The following is an 18,296-nucleotide window of genomic DNA, read 5'->3' as shown; positions in this document are numbered from 1 at the left end:
GGTTTTGGTTTTGTTTGTGCGAAAGCGCAGCGACAGCAACAGCAGGTTTTGGTTTTGTTTGTGCGAAAGCGCAGCGACAGCAACAGCAGGATGTTGGTCAAGAAGGCGTAATCACAGGATGTGATGCTTTTAGCCTTCGTTCTGCTATTGCTAATCTCCAAGGAGTCGCCCAGTCGTAACGAAGATCAACTAATATACAAAGTATAAGTTTTAACAAATGTCATCTTTAGTTTTGGGGTGTAGCCTACTATATTACTTTTGTTATAAGAGGGCCTTGAGAAGGACTATTTTGACAAACATTTTACTTTTGAGGTAAGAAATTTTCTTAATAAGAAATTTTTTGTGTTTTAATAGAATAATAGAAGAAATTATAAATTAGGGGTAAAAGATAGAAAATGAAATCAAAACAGATAAAGCTAAAGTATTTAATCATGGGCGTTGCGATAGCTGCTTTTATCTTAACTGGTATTGGTAGCATTTGGAGTGGATACCGAATGAACGTAGACTCGATTAAAGAGAATACGCTTGAAACGAATCGAGTCTATGCACAAAAACTAGCTACAACCGCTAGTTCTTATCTTGAAGAATCTTTTCAGATATTAGGATATAGCGCCGGTTGGATAAAAACAAAAATGCATGATAACAATGCATTGGTTCAGGAAACTGAACGTTTGAAAATGCAAAATGACATGTTTAACTCTGTGCTGATCACAAATGCAGAAGGTCTTGTATTATCTATTTCACCACCATCTGAAGAGGTACTAGGCGAAGTATTAACATCTGTTGGAGCGAAAGATGCTTTATCTAAAAAGGAACCTCTTGTCTCAAAGCCTTATAAGGGAATAACAGGGCGTCTCCTTATTTTTATATCGTATCCTATATTTTCAGAGACCAATGAATATTTAGGAATGGTAGCTGGGACAATTTATTTAAAAGAACGAAATGTTTTTAATGCATTACTCGGAGAGCATTATTATCATGATGGGTCATATGTGTATGTAGTTGATTCGGATGGGCGCGTTATTTATCATCAGGACCCAAGTCGCGTTAATGATATTGCTATCGATAATAAAGTTGTCCAAGCAGTGATTTCTAGAAAAAATGGGGCTCAGCAAGTATTGAATACTAGAGGAGTAGAAATGCTTGCCGGTTATAGCACCGTACCTTTGACAGACTGGGGAGTAGTTGCCCAACGACCGTTAAATGTAGCATTAGCTCCTTCATTTGATAGAGTACAGGAAGTTGCTATAAAATCCATTCCGCTTATGTTCCTTTCAATTTTAATTGTCCTTTGGGCGGCAGCACGTATTGCAAATCCCTTACAGCAATTAGCTACTTTAACAGAGGAGAGCATGGATTCGAAAAATGTAGAAGGCCTGAAATCTGTACGTAGTTGGTATTTTGAAGCGCATTATCTTAAAAGTGCTCTCATTCGGAGTTTAACATTTTTACAAGGACAGGTGTCGTTTTTTAAAGATCAATCTACGACAGATCCGCTAACAGGTGTAACCAATCGTCGCACAATGGATGCGATGCTAGCGGAGTGGCTTGACAACAAGTTGCCACATGCCCTCATTCTACTTGATTTAGATCATTTTAAAAGTGTGAATGATACGTATGGTCATGCAGTAGGTGATAAGGTTTTACAATTTTTAGCTCAAAATATGAAAGCTGTTGCTCGTGAGGGAGATGTTTGTTGTCGCTACGGTGGTGAGGAATTTGTCATGTTATTGCCAACTACTACTGCTGAGGAAGCGGCACAGGTGGCAGAACAACTACGAGATATGTTGGCGCATACTATAAGTCCTTGTGGTCGTCCAGTTACATTATCTGCAGGTGTTGCCGTGTATCCGCAAATGGCCGACACGACAGAAAAGTTAATTGAGGCAGCGGATAGTGCGCTATATCTTGCAAAACAAGTAGGGCGAAATCAAGTTATGGTAGCAGAGCAGGAAAATAAATAAAAATTTTTTTGGGAATAAGCATACATTTCTAATTTTAGGGTACATGATTAATGCAACGATCATTTGGGCAAGCTATTTTTAAGTCATTCCCCATATGACTTATCAAAACATGTTCAAAATGATACGTAAACTCGGGACACATCTCTCGATCGACTTGACAAGATGCAAGGTTATCCCCCTTTCCCTTATGACATCGCAAGTACGTCTAGATGTATGCCTATATATCGTTAAAAGCCAAGCGAGCACCGATGCTCCTTGGCTTTTTTATGTTAAAGGAAAAGGAATCGAAAAAAGATAAGGGATTGGTTAGTAGTGCAATTTGGATGGCTGAAAGTACAGTGTCTGAGAAAGTTCTTTTGATTCATCACAAAGGTTGGAACAAAACATATGCCATTGTATAAGTTGATTGGAGTGGAGACTGGGCGACTCCTTGGGGATCAGCGTCCCAGATGAGACCCTGGAGCGAGCAACGCGAGTGAAGCGGCTCATCGGACGCCCCCAGGAAAGCGCCCAGTCGGAACGGAAATCAACCTCACGTTATGAGGGGGAACTTTATATTTTTTCTATTTATTGTTAACTATTTTATTCCATAAATTTAGATTTATCTATGAAGGTTCACTATCTACCTGTCGATATAAAGGGTATGATGAAAATGTTAGTTTGAACGTATCAAATACATAGATGAAAGGAAGAGTGGGATGGATAAAACAAAAATCCAAAAAGTGAACAAGGCACTTATAGCAACTGTATTTGCTACTAGTGGGATTGCTGTTGTAGTGCCACCACCACAAAAGGCAGCTGCGGCTTCTTCACCATTTACAGATGTTGACCCATATTCAAGTCATTATGACGACATTTTAAAATTATATAATCAAGGTGCGATTAATGGGTATGCAGACAATACTTTTCGACCAAATCAAAGTGTAACACGTGGTCAGGCGGCAAAAATGCTGGCGACTGTTTTAAAATTAGATTTGAGAAATGTACAAGATCCATATTTAAAAGACGTTCCGAAAAGTAGTGAATATTACAAGTATATAGCTGCTCTACAAAATGCAGGAATCATGTCGGGCTATTCAAATGGAACATTTATGCCTAATGAAGTGATGACACGCGGGCAATTAGCGAAAATTTTAGTGCTTGGCTTTAATTTAGAGGTAGCCTCTAATTACAACAATAGTTTCAAAGATGTAACTAGCGAAACAAGCAACGCTATCTATATCCAAAGTTTAGTAGATTCGAAGATTACGGAAGGGACAACACCTGTCACTTTCTCACCACATAATGCGGTTACACGTGGACAATTCGCATCTTTTATTGTGCGTTCACAAGAGAAAAAAGGGAATGCCACATCTTTCAAAATTACAAATGTTGAAGACGATACTGTCTACATAAATGGCGATCGATACTCAGTACCACAAAGTCTCTCGCATATTTTTAACGAAGATAATGCACCTGTATTAAAAGATGCGCTAATTGAAGGAGACTTTTCAGGTAAAACTATTCGCTCTGTATCAAAGCTTACATTGAATGCAAGTGGGACAAACTCAAGGTCTCTAGTGTTCGATGGCGACCGTAAGTCCTTCGGTGGAACAATCGTTGTTAATGGAAACTATATTGAATTCTCAAATATTACATTGACTGGTACAATGCATGTCAACGAAACGGTACGTCCACCTTTACAATTAGGTTTTTCCTACTATAAGCCATTATCTTTTGGCCGTATAGCAAGCACTAATACTGCATTTATTAACTGGACTAATCCAGATAATCCAAATGATGAAGGCTCATCTAATAACGGCTCGACAACAGATCTTCAAGATTGGGCAGATCAGAATTCCGACAAAAATCCTGATAAAAACAAGCCATTTGAGAACTGGTCTAAAGATAAAGTGACGATGAAAAATGTTGAAAAACATATTGAATTTTATAACAGCACTGTATCACGCTTAGTTGTCGCTCAAAGCGGTACAAAAATCGAAACAAATATGAAGCTACCACGTGTAGACATTATCGGGAATGTTCGTGAATTTGAGATTCAAGGAAATATCGGCACACTAAACCTCGATACAGAAACGAAGCTGACAATTTACGGAGATGGCAACATCGACTGGATTAACTACAATAGCTACACAGATTTAGAGCTATATCTAGATGGTCGCGTAGGTGTTCTGTATGTTGATAATGTATACGGTTGGGTTGATATTGGAGATTACACGTATATTGACAAAGTGATTATACCGAAGGGCGAGGGACCGAATAATATCTTCGACGACTTCTTAGAGGATAAAGATAATATCGGCAATATTGTAGATGAAGATGGTAAACCAGTCGATAAAGACGATATTGATAAGCAAGACCCGGCTGATAAAACAAAACCGATAGTCGACATTACGAATGTAAAAGTTTTAAATGGTAGTGATGTTGAGGTAGACTTCACTTCAGATGAAGTTGGAACTTACTACTATATTGTTCGCGAAAAAGGCGCCGATGCACCAACGAAAAAAGAGATGGTGAATCGCATTTCTACTGACAACGCAGCACATGGAACAAGCGCCGCAGTGAATGGTAAAAACACTATTAAAATCACTAATTTAGGTGAGAAAAAAGAATATATTGTTTACGTGATGGTCGTTGATGGAGCGAAAAATGCTTCTGAGATTGATAAACAAGAATTCCAAATGAAAGATGCATCACCGCCAGTTGTTAAAGACTTAAACGTAAACCCTCTTCATGGCGGAAAACGCGCAGAGTTTACATTTACAGCAAGTGAACCAGGGGAATATTACTACTACGTACGTAAAAAGACGACAGCAGCTGATCCAACAACTGCAGATATTGTTGCTAAACCAACAGGTAAGGGTGAGGCAGTTGCAGGGAAACTTGCAATTACTGATATGCTAACAAATTTAGAGGCTGAAACAGAGTATCAACTTTATGTAGTGATGAAGGATGCCTCAGGTAATTACTCAACAGATAAAGATCTTGCAGTGAAGGTATTTACAACGAAAAAACTTGATAATATCAATCCATTCGTTGACAATAAGAAGCTTGAACCTGCCGCTGGAAAGGAAAATCAATTCTACATTTATTTAAATGAAGCTTTAGACCCTAAAAGCGCACAAAATGTAAATAACTATGATCTATCAGGAACAGTTATCGTCAATATGACAGGTCAGAAAAAAATAAAACCTTCTGCTGTTGAGTATAAGGAAGGTGATAAAAAAGTATTATTAACCATTCCATCAGAAACTGGTTTTGTCTATGGAGATACATTACGTGTAACTGTATTACCGGGTGTTAAGGATTTAGCAGGCAATGAATTTGAAAATGTCAATACTGTTGAAGCTGGTAAGAGTGTTAGAAACTTTGCAGAATATGTGCACGAAAACTATGTTCCGCCAAAGATTCTAGAATTAAATGTTGTTGGTAAACCAGATCAGGATGAAAAATATAAACGAGCTGAGGTAGAATTTAAGCCAAATAAAGCAGGAACATACTATTACATGGTTTTACCTGATACAGTCGAAGACAATGGAGAAACAAAAACATTTGAGCAATATTTAAAAGATAAAGGCATTACGGAGAGAGATTTCTATAATGAATTTGCGACTGAATCATCATTAAAATCAGGCTACTTCCAAATAGGTGGAAAAGATATTTATATTGAAATTGGCTCTGGTCCGGCCGACTTAGAAGATGACACGAAGAAATTCCCGATTGTTATGGATAAAGATAAACTAAATCCATTTATAAGCTATTCGGTTCATATGATATTAAAAGACCGTGGTGGCGAGCTTTCAAAAATAGCTTCTAAAGAAATATTTGGGGACTCCAAAGCACCATTAGTTACCGAATTTGAAGTGAAGTCTGGTACTACTAAAGGTTATGATGATACGAAAGCCACTGTAAGTTTCAATACAGATGAGACAACAAAGCTTCATTACTGGTTCGTACCAAAGAAAAATGCTGATGGAACAGATAATCCGGATGCAAAGCTAACTATTAACACGGCAGCAGAAAGAAAATCATTAGAAGACAAACTTAAATCAAGCCCTTCAGTCACAAAAAGTGGAAAAGGCGCGTCTGGAACTTTAGATATGACAGGAGTTACTTTAACACCACATACCGAATATGTTGTTTATTTAGGTGCACAGGATACGTATGGTAACTTTACAGTTTATAAAGCTAATACAAATGGAAATCACGATGAATCAAATGATGGTTGGATGAAACAAGATTTCTATTCTGATGGCACACCACCACGCTTTGAAATGACAGTTGATAAAGAAAAGAAACGCAATATTGTATATCGTAATCTAGATAGTACGTTTACGATTTCATTCAGTGAAGCCATCATGCGTGATGAAAAAGGCGAGTCTCCAATTAAAGATTTAAGTTTCTTAACAATTACTGACGAGAACGATCAAGATATAACTTCGCAATATGAGGTTGTTAAGTATACACAGGGTACAAAAACAACTGATGAAAGCCAATTAATTATTAAGCCAACTGGCTCAGGTACGGCGGATAAAACATTTACCGTTAAGATGAAAGATGAAGCACGAGATTATATTATTTCAGACTTCGAAGGTAATAAGTTTGATATAAATGACTTTGGTAAGTATGTTTACCCAGGCAAAGATGCATATAACACAATGAGTTATGCTAACTTAACAGGAAATGTTGATGGCGTACCAGCAGAATATAATTCAACAACAATGGATGTTTCTGTAAATATTCTCACACTGCTTGAATTAAACCAAGAATACTTCTATGCGGTTACTATGGCGAATAAAACAACATTAGACCCACAATTAATATTAGATAGTGTTAAAAATAATAAACCAGCTGGTGATGGAATAGTTTCATTTGGTAAAGGATCTATTAAAAAAGCAGCAGATGGTAGCGTAATCTTACCTCTTGTAGCTAACCCAGCTACTAACCCTGGTGGAACTAAGAATGTGTTTAAAACAGGTCAAAGAGTATTCTTATTCACAAAAGATCAGTATGGAAATATTGTTTGGGCTTATCAAAAAGAGACGAATGGTACAGGTCATACCCCACAACAATATGTGGAAATTCAATATACACCTAAGCCATAAAAAAGAAGCAAAGCTAGAGAATTCATATATCGAATTCTCTAGCTTTTTTTACATCAAATATTAACAACTACAACGCAGTATACCCACCATCCACAGTAAACACGCCTCCTGTAACAAAAGAAGAAGCATCTGAAGCTAGGTATAACGCTATACCACCTAGTTCATCCGGTGTCCCAGGTCTGCCCATAGGGGTAAGGCCCATCCAAGTATCAATCATGTCTCCACCTTGTTCAAAATAAGGCTTTGTTAGCTCTGTTTTCATGTATCCTGGAGCAATTGTATTCACTTTGATATTATGCTTTGCCCATTCCATTGCTAAGCTCTTCGTAAGCATAATCACACCTGCTTTTGATGCGTTATAAGAAGATTGGCATTGCGGTGTATTAGCAATGATGCCAGACATAGAGGATATATTTACGATAGATCCTCTTTTTTGATCGAGCATTACTTTGCCCACAGCTTTTGATACTAGAAAAACTCCATTTAAATTGATATTGATGACTTTATTCCAATTTTCAAATGACATCTCTTCGGCTTTTTCATGAATTGTAATGCCGGCGTTATTGAATAAAACATCGATTTTACCGAAATGGTTCAACACCTTCGTTACCATATCATTGACTTGCTTTTCATTGGTTACGTCCATTTTGATCGCAAGAGTGTCTATTCCTTCATCATGCTTGAATTGATCAGCTGTTTTCTGGGCTTCCTCTAAATTTAAATCGGCTATGACAATATGAGAACCAGCTTGTGCTAAAGCAAGAGCCATTGCTTTTCCTAATCCCATTGCTCCTCCAGTTACAATCGATACCTTATCTTTAAGACTAAATCTATTTAAAATACTCATATATTACACTTCCTTTTATTTGATGTTATCGCTTTCATTAATAGGGTTACATCTAAATTTAATGTGCAATTTCGATTGATTGATTGTCATCGGTAGCTGATTTGCTGATGTTTTGATCGACTTTCATGAAGAATGTCAGTATAAAGCCAACTATATATAATACAGTAAGTGTCCATATAGCACCTTCAACACCAGCGATTGGTACAACCGCTGTTACAATTGCTGGGCCAACAAAGTTACTTAAACCTGCTGATAAATTATGCATGGACACTGCTGCACCCTTATGAGACGGTTCAAGGGTAGGGAAAATAGCCGACATTGGTACGAATGCAGCAATGGCAAACCCAAAGAATATAGCTACAAATAATCCAACCCAAATATTTGGTCCAAAGGATATCGGTAAATAGTAAAAAATTAAAGTAGCGATGGCCATACCTATACAACCAAACCATCTTACCTGTCTAACCCATCCAAGTTTATCTCCAAGAATACCCCACATTAGGTTCGTGAAAATAGTTGTTGCATAAACAGCTCCCCAAATACGTAGCCATTCGGACATCGTAAATCCGATTTGTTCTGTAAAAACAATCGGTAGTATAACGACAAAACCAAAGAGCGAGATTTGATTAATAATACGTACAGCTGAAGCGATAACGATTTGTGGGTTTTTTGCGATTGTAATCCCTCTTAGTAATTCTCGCAGTGGTCCTTCATTTGTCGTATTTTGTTTATAACTATTGAAGTCATCTTTTATTAAAAACATCGCCATCAAGCCACCGATAGCAATAAAGAGAATTGCCGACCATAATGTACCCATAAATCCTATTGCAGGAATTGAAAAGCTTGGCAGGTATGTACCGAAAACTCCTACTCCTACAGAATACATACACCAAAACCAACCCATCGCTGAAGCTAATCTTTGTTTTGGAGCAGCGTATGCAATCCAAACTACAAAAGCGTAAATAAACATCGGATAGGCAATTCCGCGTATTCCATACATGATTAGCATCATAGAAAAGTTTTTCTGTTCAAGACCGAATGTTAAAAAGCCAATGTGGAAAATAATCCAAAGTACAAAACCTACGATCATCGTACGACGTGGCCCAACTATCTCTGCCAATACTCCTGAAAGCCACGAAGCTATGGCAACAGTGAGCCCATACACAGTAAAGACTAATGAGGCTTGTTGAGTAGAAAACCCTAAATCAACTATATACTTTGATAAAAATGCTTGTTCAATTCCATCTCCAGTCATAAAGAAAGCAATGGCTATATATCCCCAAATTAACGCTATTGGTAAACCAAAGATTTGCTTTGAAGGAGATGCAGTTAAGCTACGATTCATAATGTTTCCTCCTTAAATCCTTTTTATCATTACGCCTTGATTATTGTCTCACGGTTTTGAGCTGTGCCATAAAACCTGCAGGGGACAGGGGAGTTAGCTATCGTTTTAAGTCGATTTGACTTCAGACAGATTAATTGCCGCGTGACCATTTGAAGTGGCGCTTTAGTTTAATACCTTTAATTTAGTTACCGTCTGTTTACAATAATACTTCTACAATCGTATTTATCCCGCCACCTGTAGGAGGGGGAGTATTCGATGGTAGTCGCTCCGCTATAAAACTATACGAGAATGACAAGGGTTCCTAACCTTTGAATGTATTGTTTTTTCTGGGGACCCATTTTTGATCTACGGTATTAAAATAACTTTTAAAGAGCCGACTCCGCTTTTGACCATTTCAAAGCCTTTCTTAAACTCTTCTAGAGGAAGTTTATGAGTAACTACGCCCTCAGTAGGGAGTGCACCAGATGCAATTCCATTAATAACATTTGGATAACAGTATGGTCCTAAGTGTGCACCTAAAATATCAAGCTCTTTACGATCACCTATAATACTCCAATCGACAGTAACCGGACTTGAAAACACACTAAATTCTACAAAGCGCCCAAGCTTTCGGATGGCATGTAAGCCTTGAATAACACTAGCAGGTGCGCCAGTTGCTTCTATATAAACATCACACCCATAACCCTCTGTCATATTTTTAATTTCCTCCACTACATCTATCTTTGAAGGGTTAAGAACGATATCAGCCCCAAATTGTTTAGCAAGTTCTAATCGATCGTCTCGTATATCTAAAACTACTAATGTACCAGGACTTCGCAATTTAGCTGCTGCTACCATTCCTAGTCCAAGCGTTCCAGCGCCTGAGATGACAACAAAATCACCTATTTGAATATTAGCTCGATTTACTGCATGCATTGAACACGCATACGGTTCGATTAGAATAGCTTTTTCAATAGGTAAATCATGTGGAACTTTATGGTTAATGGCATTCACTGGGAACTTCATATATTCCGCCATTCCGCCATTCACATTGAACTGAAAACCGTATATATCATGCTTTTCACACATCCAGTATTGACCGCGCTTACAATATCGACAAGTATTACAAGGTACAATTTGCTCTGAAATAAGGCGGTCTCCAACAGAAAACTCTGTCACGCCTTTACCTACCTTAACTACCGTTCCTACAAATTCATGCCCTGGGATGACTGGAGTTTTTACATAACTAGGCTGACCATCCTCTCCGCCCCAGAACATAGGGGCGCCATCCCAAGCTTTAACATCACCTGCACAAATACCACAAGCTTCTACCTTAATCAGGATTTCACCTGCTTCTGGAGAAGGTACATCCACAGATTCAAGTAAATATTCGCCGGGACCATGGCATACAACGGCTCTCATTTTACTAGCTACATTTGACATGATTATCCTCCTTTGTTGTTATCTATATTTTCAGAAAACATAATATCTACTACTATATTTAAAGATTACTTTGAAGATAGACAACATGGGTTTGTAAATATTCTTCTAGACCATGTCTTCCATCGGCACCACCGATACCTGACTTTTTCCATCCAGCATGGAAACCTTGTATAGCTTCAAAGTTTTCACGATTAACATACGTTTCTCCAAACTCTAATTCCTTGCTTGCACGAATTGTTACATCTAAGTTTTGTGTGAAAATTGAAGATGTTAGACCGTACTCACAATCATTAGCGAGTTTAAGCGCTTCATCTAAGTTATTGAAAGTAGCAATTGGAAGTACAGGACCGAAAATTTCCTGACGCATAATTTCCATTTCATTATTTACATTTACAAGTACAGTTGGTTCATAATAATAACCCTTTTCTTGTGAAGAGCGCTTACCGCCTGTTAAGATCGTAGCTCCATTAGCAACAGCTTCCTGTACCATTTTCTCTACCGATTCGAGTGCATCTTTACTAGAAAGAGGTCCCATAGCAATCTCTTGATTAATTAATGGGTCTCCATAGGTTACCTCGGACATTGCTTGTGTTATCTTATTTATAAAATCATCTGCTATGTCTTTATGAACATAAACACGTTCTGTGCAGTTACATACTTGTCCTGTATTAATGACACGAGAGGCTACAATTGAACGTACTGCTAAATCTAGGTCCGCATCATCCATCACAATAGCAGGTGCTTTTCCTCCCAATTCCAAAGATACTTTTGTAATATTTTCTGCCGCTGCCCGCATAACAGCAGCACCAGCATTGTAGCTTCCTGTTAAACTCACCATTCCTACCTTTGAATTGCCAGCCAACTCTTGTCCAAGTGTCGTTCCGCTACCTGTTACTATATTGATAACTCCTTTAGGCAAGCCTACTTGATCAATGATCTTTGCAAACTCTAACGCATTATTAGGGGATAAATCACTTGGCTTTAGAACAATCGTATTACCTGTGATTAAAGCAGGTGCTGCTTTACGAGCAATTAAGAAAAATGGGAAATTCCATGGTAAAATACCAGCTATAACGCCAATCGGTTCTTTATGAATAAAAATTTGCTCATTTGGTCGATCACTTTGTACGATTTCTCCTTCATATCGTCTTGCCCAGCCTGCCATATAATCTATATAATCTGCAGTAAAGTTAACCTCTGTTTCAGAAAGGGAAAGAGTCTTTCCCATTTCCTCTGATATTGTGCGCGCTAAAATTGGAGCATTTTCACGTATTTCTTTAGAAATTGCTTGTAAGTACAGTCCTCTCTCAATAGACGGAAGTTTTGCCCAATCCTTTTGTGCTTTCTCAGCGGAATCAATTGCTAGTCGTACATCCTCCACAGTACCTTTAGGAACCTCTGAAATAATTTCTTCCGTTGCTGGATTAATGACTTGTGTTTGCTCACCTGAGCTAGAACTAACAAATCGCCCGTTAATGTACATTTGATATTTTCTCATAATCTTTACATCTCCCTGCAAAATGTATTTTCAAAAATAAAAACTAGTTATTTGTGTATCCCTAGAGATTAGGAAAACGACCAGGAACTTTGAATTTTTCCTCGCGTAATTGAACCAATGTTGTTACTTGTTCTTTTGTTAACTCCTTTGGTTTTCCAATTAATGAAGTTAGATAAAGAAGCTTCGCATAAAATTCCATGGACTCCATTTTGAAATAAGCACTCATTAAGTCGATTCCGCAAGTTAGTGCACCATGATTGGCTAATAAAATGGCATCATGATTTTGAAGGTAAGGAACGATTGAATTAGGTAATTCTTCTGTGGAGGGAGTCCCATATTCTGCTATAGGAACTTCTCCTAAAAAAATAGTTGATTCAGGCATTATTTGTTTATTAAGCGGTATCCCGCAAATTGCGAAGGCAGTGGCATATAAGGGATGAGCATGTACAACTGCTGTTACGTCGGGACGTTCCTCATAAACACGTAAATGCATCTTAATTTCCGAGGATGGCTTTGTGTTTAATGAATTTTCCTCCATTAACTCTCCTTGACTATTAATCTTGCATATCATATCTGGGGTCATAAACCCTTTAGAAACTCCTGTCGGGGTACACAAGAAAGAATTTTCTGAAATTTTAACAGAAATGTTTCCATCATTTGCGGCCCCCATGTCTTTCATATACATTCTTTTTCCTATGTCGCATATTTGTTCTTTTAAAAATTGTTCTGAATTATTCATTACAGTTCTCTCCTTACTAATTTCTAAATCTTAGCTAGATTCTATGTCTTTAATTCTTTCTTGTCAACATAAACAGAAATAAATTTCTTTATTTATGTCTGTTTATGTTGTTTTTGGAGTGGGGTGTGGAGTAAAATGAAATAGGGATGGTGAGAATATGATGACTAAATACAGAAAATGCCTAGCTTTTGATTTTGGTGCATCAAGCGGAAGACTAATAGCGGGGGTTTACGATGGAGAAAAGGTCATTTTAGAAGAGATTTATCGGTTTAAAAATGAACCAGTTACAATAAATAATCATTTACATTGGAATCTTGAACTTTTGTATAAACATATAGTAAGTGGGTTAGAAGTGGCTTCAAAGAATATGGTGGAATTTAATAGTATCGGAATTGATACTTGGGGAGTTGATTACTGTCTTTTAAATAAAGAAGGACAACCTATTCATTGGCCATTCCATTATCGGGATACTAGGACAGAAGGTATTTCTTCAAAATTGCCAATTCAATTTGAAGAATTCTATTCTAAAACGGGCATACAATTTTTACCCTTCAATACAGTTTATCAATTATATGCGGAATTCAAAAATAGCCCAGAGCTAAATCGACAGGCTGAACATTTATTGTTTATGCCGGATTTATTTAATTATTTTTTAACGGGAAACAAAAAGACGGAATATACAATTGCATCCACTAGTCAACTACTGAATGTAGAGGGCAAGCAATGGGACTGTGACATTATTAAGAGATTAGGATTTCCTAAACGCCTTTTTCAGGAAATCATTTTCCCTGGCGAGATTTACGGAATGTTAGATAAAAAACATATGAGAAAAATCGGTATGAGTAATTCAGTTCCGGTGATCTCAGTAGGAAGTCATGATACTGCTAGTGCTGTTGCTGGAATACCAATAGAAAATGAAGATAGTGCTTATTTAATTTGTGGGTCTTGGTCTTTATTAGGACTTGAGATCCAAAATCCTATAGTTAATGAAAAATCTTTGAAAGAGTCTTTTAGTAATGAGGGCGGGGTACTAAATTCGATTAGATTTCTTAAAAATATTAATGGCATGTTTTTATTGCAACAATTAAAAAAGCACTATAATGAAATGTTTACAAGAGAATTAGATTTTGCTGATATTATTAATGCTGCGAAGTTATCGAATAAAAACTTTTCTATTAATCCAAATCATGCTTTATTTTTATCACCGGATAATGTCATGGAAGCTGTCGATGCCTATTGCATTTCTACAAACCAAGGCAAACCTGATAATCTAGGTGAATGGGCAATTGCTATCTATAACGGATTAACACAAGAATTTAACAATCAATTACTTAACCTTGAGAGTATTACTGGTAAAAAAATAAAGCACATTCATATGGTTGGAGGCGGTATTCAGGACGAGTTATTATGCCAAATGACTGCTAATGTAACAAACAAGAAAGTAATAGCCGGTCCTGTTGAATCTAGTGTTCTAGGAAATATAATGATTCAACTATATGCTTTAGGAGAGGTCTCAACTCAGTCAGAAATAAGACAGATCATAAAAAAGTCTGTTTCCTTAAAAGTATATGAACCACAAACTTGAAGGTAGTAAGAGTCAGTAAGTTCTAGCATAGTTCTTCAAAATCAAGTAACGTCCTCCTGCCTATTTTGTTTAGAGATTCACTTTCTCTAACAAAAATATCTACGGAAAATTGAATAGTTTAAAGAGAATACACTTTGAAAAAAGCGAAAATTCACGTATCGTTATTGTTATCTAGTAACACGATAAGGAGTTTTCGCTTTGACCTTTTCATTTTTTTAATCGATACTATACTACTGTTACTAATTTTTGTAATTATCTTCTTTCCTAAGTACAATGTGTTATACAAAGTGAAAAATCATCAGATGTACTAGTGGAATAATTTATTTCTTCTCGGTGGAAAATTGGCGATAGCAATTATAGATCTAATCGAATTTTATCGGTTTTCTAACGGGCAGTAATATCATATTCAAAACGAGATAGTTCCTCCGCTGTTGCTTGGAAATTATCGTCTCGACTTTTAAAGGGGAAAATAAAAGGAAAATGGGGATTTATTATGTTACCAAAAGAACGATTGCAAAAAATAATAGATTTAATCCAAATAGAAAAGAAAGTTTATGTCTCTGAACTAAGTCAAAAATTTTCAGTCACAGAGGAAACCATTCGAAGAGATCTTGAGAAATTAGATAAAAAGGGAATTGTATCAAGAACTTATGGGGGGGCTGTAATAAACCGAAACGGCTCAGAGGATTTACCTTTTAATACAAGGACTTCTCTTAATATAGATTTAAAAAAATCAATCGTTTCGAAAATACATCATCTGATTAAAGATGGAGATAAATTAATGGTTGACCCGAGTTCGACAGCGTTAGAATTAGTCAAAGCATTATATGATAAACAAGATTTAACGTTAATTACTAATTCCATAAAAATATTAAATGAGTTTAGTGATTCACACTTTCAAATTATTTCAACAGGGGGAGAGTTGCGAAAAAAATCACTTTCCTTAGTTGGTCCTGCTGCAGAAGCTACCGTTAATAGATATTTTGCAGATATTCATGTATTTAGCTGCAAGGGGATATCGCTGGAACATGGTATTACAGAATCTAATGAGCCGGAAGCGGAATTGAAAAAAATAATGCTTAAAAATTCTAAAATCAATCTCTTGCTAGTAGATCAGACCAAATTTGATAAATCAGCATTTTTAAAGCTTTTTGATCTTAGTGATATCGATGTTCTTGTAACAGACAAAAAACCATCCACAGAATGGATAGAGAAACTGAAAGCAAATGATGTCCAGCTAATATATTGAAAACATTAGTGTATTCAATAAATAAAAAAGAGGGGCTAATAAACAGCCCCTCCCATCATCACACCCAACCAAACGCTCGAGCAACTGTCGCCGTTAGCCAAGTCGCGCCAATAGCAATAACCGTTGGAATTAAAAATGACATAAATGTCCACTTTGGACTTTTTGTTTCTTTATAAATATTGACTAAAGTCGTTCCGCAAGGGAAGTGTAGCAGTGAGAATAACATCATGTTTAAAGCTGTGAGCCACGTCCAGCCTTGGTCGATAAACACTTGTTTTAGCTTCGATAAATCCTCAATTTCTAGCATAGCTCCTTGCGATAAATACGCCATAATTAAGATAGGGATTACAATTTCATTGGCTGGTAGCCCAAGAATAAATGCAGCCATAATAAAGCCATCCATACCAAGAGCCTGACCAAATGGATCTAAAAAGTTAATGAAATGCATTAGAATACTCGTATTACCAACGTAAATATTAGCGAATACCCAAGTCAAAATAGAGGCAGGCGCTGCAACGACAACAGCTCTTTTTAATACATACCATGCTTTATCAAGACTGGCTCTTAAAATTGTATTCCAGAACTTTGGTCTTCGAAATGGTGGAAGTTCCAAAGTGTAATGGGTAGGTACACCCTTTAATGCGGTTTTAGAAAGAACCCAGGACACAGATAATGTCACAACGACGCCCAACATAACAAATCCTATTAAAATGGCAGCTGTTACAAATGTACCTGCTGCACCTGAAAAACCAGTTACCATAAATAATGATGCTAATAAAATAAGTGTTGGCCATCTTCCGTTGCAAGGAACAAAATTGTTCGTTAAAATGGCTAACATTCGTTCCCGAGGAGATTCTATTATTCTCGTTGACATGATAGCAGCGGCATTACAGCCAAAGCCCATTGCCATTGTTAATGATTGTTTCCCGTGTCCACCAGCTCGTTTGAATAAACGGTCCATATTAAATGCTACACGTGGTAAATAACCGTAGTTTTCTAATAGAGCGAACATAGGGAAGAATATAGCCATTGGCGGCAGCATAACACTAATAACCCATCCTGTACCTCTAAATAGCCCAAGCACTAAAACACCATGTAACCATTCGGGTGCGTGCATCGCTTCAAAAAGAAAGGTTAGCTTACCTTCTAGATAGCCAAATAAGTTTGCTAACATATCTGATGGTACGTTTGCCCCAGCGATAGTAATGTAAAAGACAGTCCCTAGTAAGATAAGCATAATAGGGAATCCCCAAATACGGGATGTGAAAATTTCATCTAATTTATCAGATCTGTACATTGCAGGTTGCTGTGATACTACTTTTTTACATAAAGATTTGCTTTTAGTATAAATATCACTAACGATTTCATCTCGAATATCCTCATTCGAAACCTCGTTCACTTCAGCTAAAATAGCCTTAAGTGAATTATGATTTAACACTGACTGGGACTCCATTCGTTCTCACCTCGTGCTGTTTATTATGATGTTGTAGTTTTAAGATTAATTCCTCATCACCATCAAGTAAGCGAAGGGCAACCCATCTCGATGGATATTTTTCATCAAAATAACCTTCTAATTTCGATTCAATCTTTGTAATGGCTTCCTCTATTTCTTTCGAATATGTCATACGATACGGCGTTGTAACAATTTGCCCCTTCACCAGTTGACTTAACGTATCGAGCAATTGTTGAATCCCTTTTTTATTTCTTGCTGATATTTTGACAACAGGGACTCCTAGCTCACGAGCCAATTTCTTGTCATCAATTCGGATCCCTTTTTTCTCAGCTTCATCGATTAAATTGATACAAATGATAACATTATTCGTCATTTCTAAAACTTGGAGTGCAAGATTTAAATTTCTTTCTAATGATGTTGCATCGAGCACAACGATCGTTGCATCCGGCTGGTCAAAAATAATATAGTCTCTTGCGACTTCTTCATCAGCTGAATTGGAAAATAAAGAATAGGTCCCGGGTAAATCCACGAGTACATATTGCTCTCCGTTATGTTCAAAAGAACCTTCTGCATGAATAACCGTTTTCCCGGGCCAGTTTCCAGTGTGCTGCTTCAATCCCGTTAATGTATTAAACAATGTACTTTTACCGGTATTTGGGTTACCTGCTAAAGCAATTCGATTTATCCTCACTTTGTATTCCTCCTAACAATTTCGCCTAAAATCATAGAGCTTTCATCATTGCGTAATGCAATCGTTGTATTGCTTACACGATAAGCGACAGGATCTCCTAAAGGACTTTTACGTAGAACGAAGATTTCTGCGCCTTTTACAAAGCCTAAATCTAATAATCTCCTTCTTAAAGGACCCTTAATGTTTATTTCTTTTATTAAAAAGCAATCTCCAAACGAGCATTTAGAAAGAGGTATCAATGTTTTTTCCATACGAATTTTTTATTCCTTTCTATAATAATATTTCCCGAACGTCATATTGTTTCTCTAAGGAAACTTTATTAATGATTATGCCTGTTTTATGACAATTGTCAATAGTTTTCTGAAATCTTTTTGAAAGAACGTGATAAAAGAGCGTCC

Annotated in this window: 13 protein-coding genes; 5 read left to right on the top strand and 8 right to left on the bottom strand. The window is 36.9% G+C overall.

Features of this window, described 5'->3' with window-relative positions; genetic code table 11:
• Positions 1–395 precede the first annotated feature (395 nt).
• From ABNX05_RS23540 to ABNX05_RS23530, 3 genes are all read left to right on the top strand, one after another.
• The gene (locus ABNX05_RS23540; protein WP_349661916.1) at positions 396–1,964 is read left to right on the top strand and encodes a sensor domain-containing diguanylate cyclase; all 1,569 of its coding nucleotides are present in this window, start codon (positions 396–398) and stop codon (positions 1,962–1,964) included.
• A 209-nt stretch (positions 1,965–2,173) separates the two neighbouring features.
• Positions 2,174–2,365, top strand: a complete 192-nt coding sequence (locus tag ABNX05_RS23535; RefSeq protein ID WP_349661915.1) for a hypothetical protein — start codon at positions 2,174–2,176, stop codon at positions 2,363–2,365.
• A 297-nt stretch (positions 2,366–2,662) separates the two neighbouring features.
• On the top strand, positions 2,663–7,069 hold the full coding sequence (locus tag ABNX05_RS23530; RefSeq protein ID WP_349661914.1) for an S-layer homology domain-containing protein: 4,407 nt from the start codon (positions 2,663–2,665) through the stop codon (positions 7,067–7,069).
• Between the two features lie 67 nt (positions 7,070–7,136).
• On the opposite strand, the gene ABNX05_RS23525 is transcribed toward ABNX05_RS23530, so the two are convergent.
• The 5 genes from ABNX05_RS23525 to ABNX05_RS23505 form a co-directional block, all read right to left on the bottom strand.
• Positions 7,137–7,916 carry an SDR family NAD(P)-dependent oxidoreductase gene (locus ABNX05_RS23525; RefSeq protein ID WP_349661913.1) on the bottom strand — a complete coding sequence of 260 codons (780 nt, stop codon included), beginning with the start codon at positions 7,914–7,916 and terminating at the stop codon, positions 7,137–7,139.
• 58 nt (positions 7,917–7,974) lie between these two features.
• Complete coding sequence (locus tag ABNX05_RS23520) at positions 7,975–9,261, bottom strand: MFS transporter (protein ID WP_349661912.1); 1,287 nt, start codon at positions 9,259–9,261, stop codon at positions 7,975–7,977.
• A gap of 345 nt (positions 9,262–9,606) precedes the next feature.
• A complete protein-coding gene (locus tag ABNX05_RS23515; protein ID WP_349661911.1) occupies positions 9,607–10,683 on the bottom strand; it encodes an alcohol dehydrogenase catalytic domain-containing protein in 1,077 nt (358 codons plus the stop codon).
• Between the two features lie 58 nt (positions 10,684–10,741).
• Complete coding sequence (aldA, locus tag ABNX05_RS23510) at positions 10,742–12,181, bottom strand: aldehyde dehydrogenase (protein WP_349661910.1); 1,440 nt, start codon at positions 12,179–12,181, stop codon at positions 10,742–10,744.
• Positions 12,182–12,242: 61 nt separating this feature from the next.
• Complete coding sequence (locus tag ABNX05_RS23505; RefSeq protein ID WP_349661909.1) at positions 12,243–12,920, bottom strand: class II aldolase/adducin family protein; 678 nt, start codon at positions 12,918–12,920, stop codon at positions 12,243–12,245.
• A gap of 157 nt (positions 12,921–13,077) precedes the next feature.
• On the opposite strand from ABNX05_RS23505, the gene ABNX05_RS23500 reads away from it, so the two are divergent.
• Together ABNX05_RS23500 and ABNX05_RS23495 are read left to right on the top strand one after the other, a co-directional pair.
• On the top strand, positions 13,078–14,505 hold the full coding sequence (locus tag ABNX05_RS23500) for a rhamnulokinase (protein ID WP_349661908.1): 1,428 nt from the start codon (positions 13,078–13,080) through the stop codon (positions 14,503–14,505).
• A 493-nt stretch (positions 14,506–14,998) separates the two neighbouring features.
• Positions 14,999–15,754, top strand: a complete 756-nt coding sequence (locus ABNX05_RS23495) for a DeoR/GlpR family DNA-binding transcription regulator (protein ID WP_349661907.1) — start codon at positions 14,999–15,001, stop codon at positions 15,752–15,754.
• A gap of 58 nt (positions 15,755–15,812) precedes the next feature.
• Here ABNX05_RS23495 and ABNX05_RS23490 read toward each other — a convergent pair whose 3' ends face one another.
• From ABNX05_RS23490 to ABNX05_RS23480, 3 genes are read right to left on the bottom strand one after another with little or no spacing between them, the layout of a single operon-like run.
• Entirely contained in the window at positions 15,813–17,207 is a 1,395-nt protein-coding gene (locus ABNX05_RS23490; RefSeq protein WP_349661906.1) for a nucleoside recognition domain-containing protein, read from the bottom strand.
• Positions 17,179–17,898, bottom strand: a complete 720-nt coding sequence (locus ABNX05_RS23485; RefSeq protein ID WP_349661905.1) for a FeoB small GTPase domain-containing protein — start codon at positions 17,896–17,898, stop codon at positions 17,179–17,181. Before ABNX05_RS23485 ends, ABNX05_RS23490 begins: the two co-directional genes overlap by 29 nt.
• Positions 17,895–18,149, bottom strand: coding sequence for a FeoA family protein (locus ABNX05_RS23480; RefSeq protein ID WP_349661904.1), 255 nt, complete (start codon positions 18,147–18,149; stop codon positions 17,895–17,897). Before ABNX05_RS23480 ends, ABNX05_RS23485 begins: the two co-directional genes overlap by 4 nt.
• Between the last annotated feature and the right edge of the window lie 147 nt (positions 18,150–18,296).

The organism is Lysinibacillus zambalensis, assembly GCF_040183165.1.
GTDB classification, from domain to species: Bacteria; Bacillota; Bacilli; order Bacillales_A; family Planococcaceae; genus Lysinibacillus; species Lysinibacillus zambalensis.
Note: the sequence above shows the minus strand (reverse complement) of the source record. Positions and strands in the feature narration are given on the sequence as shown.

Bases quoted from the DNA above. Each gene is read 5' to 3' on its own strand.
- ABNX05_RS23540 (WP_349661916.1), top strand. From the start codon at position 396: ATGAAATCAAAACAGATAAAGCTAAAGTATTTAATCATGGGCGTTGCG.
- ABNX05_RS23535 (WP_349661915.1), top strand. From the start codon at position 2,174: ATGTATGCCTATATATCGTTAAAAGCCAAGCGAGCACCGATGCTCCTT.
- ABNX05_RS23530 (WP_349661914.1), top strand. From the start codon at position 2,663: ATGGATAAAACAAAAATCCAAAAAGTGAACAAGGCACTTATAGCAACT.
- ABNX05_RS23525 (WP_349661913.1), bottom strand. From the start codon at position 7,916: ATGAGTATTTTAAATAGATTTAGTCTTAAAGATAAGGTATCGATTGTA.
- ABNX05_RS23520 (WP_349661912.1), bottom strand. From the start codon at position 9,261: ATGAATCGTAGCTTAACTGCATCTCCTTCAAAGCAAATCTTTGGTTTA.
- ABNX05_RS23515 (WP_349661911.1), bottom strand. From the start codon at position 10,683: ATGTCAAATGTAGCTAGTAAAATGAGAGCCGTTGTATGCCATGGTCCC.
- aldA (WP_349661910.1), bottom strand. From the start codon at position 12,181: ATGAGAAAATATCAAATGTACATTAACGGGCGATTTGTTAGTTCTAGC.
- ABNX05_RS23505 (WP_349661909.1), bottom strand. From the start codon at position 12,920: ATGAATAATTCAGAACAATTTTTAAAAGAACAAATATGCGACATAGGA.
- ABNX05_RS23500 (WP_349661908.1), top strand. From the start codon at position 13,078: ATGATGACTAAATACAGAAAATGCCTAGCTTTTGATTTTGGTGCATCA.
- ABNX05_RS23495 (WP_349661907.1), top strand. From the start codon at position 14,999: ATGTTACCAAAAGAACGATTGCAAAAAATAATAGATTTAATCCAAATA.
- ABNX05_RS23490 (WP_349661906.1), bottom strand. From the start codon at position 17,207: ATGGAGTCCCAGTCAGTGTTAAATCATAATTCACTTAAGGCTATTTTA.
- ABNX05_RS23480 (WP_349661904.1), bottom strand. From the start codon at position 18,149: ATGGAAAAAACATTGATACCTCTTTCTAAATGCTCGTTTGGAGATTGC.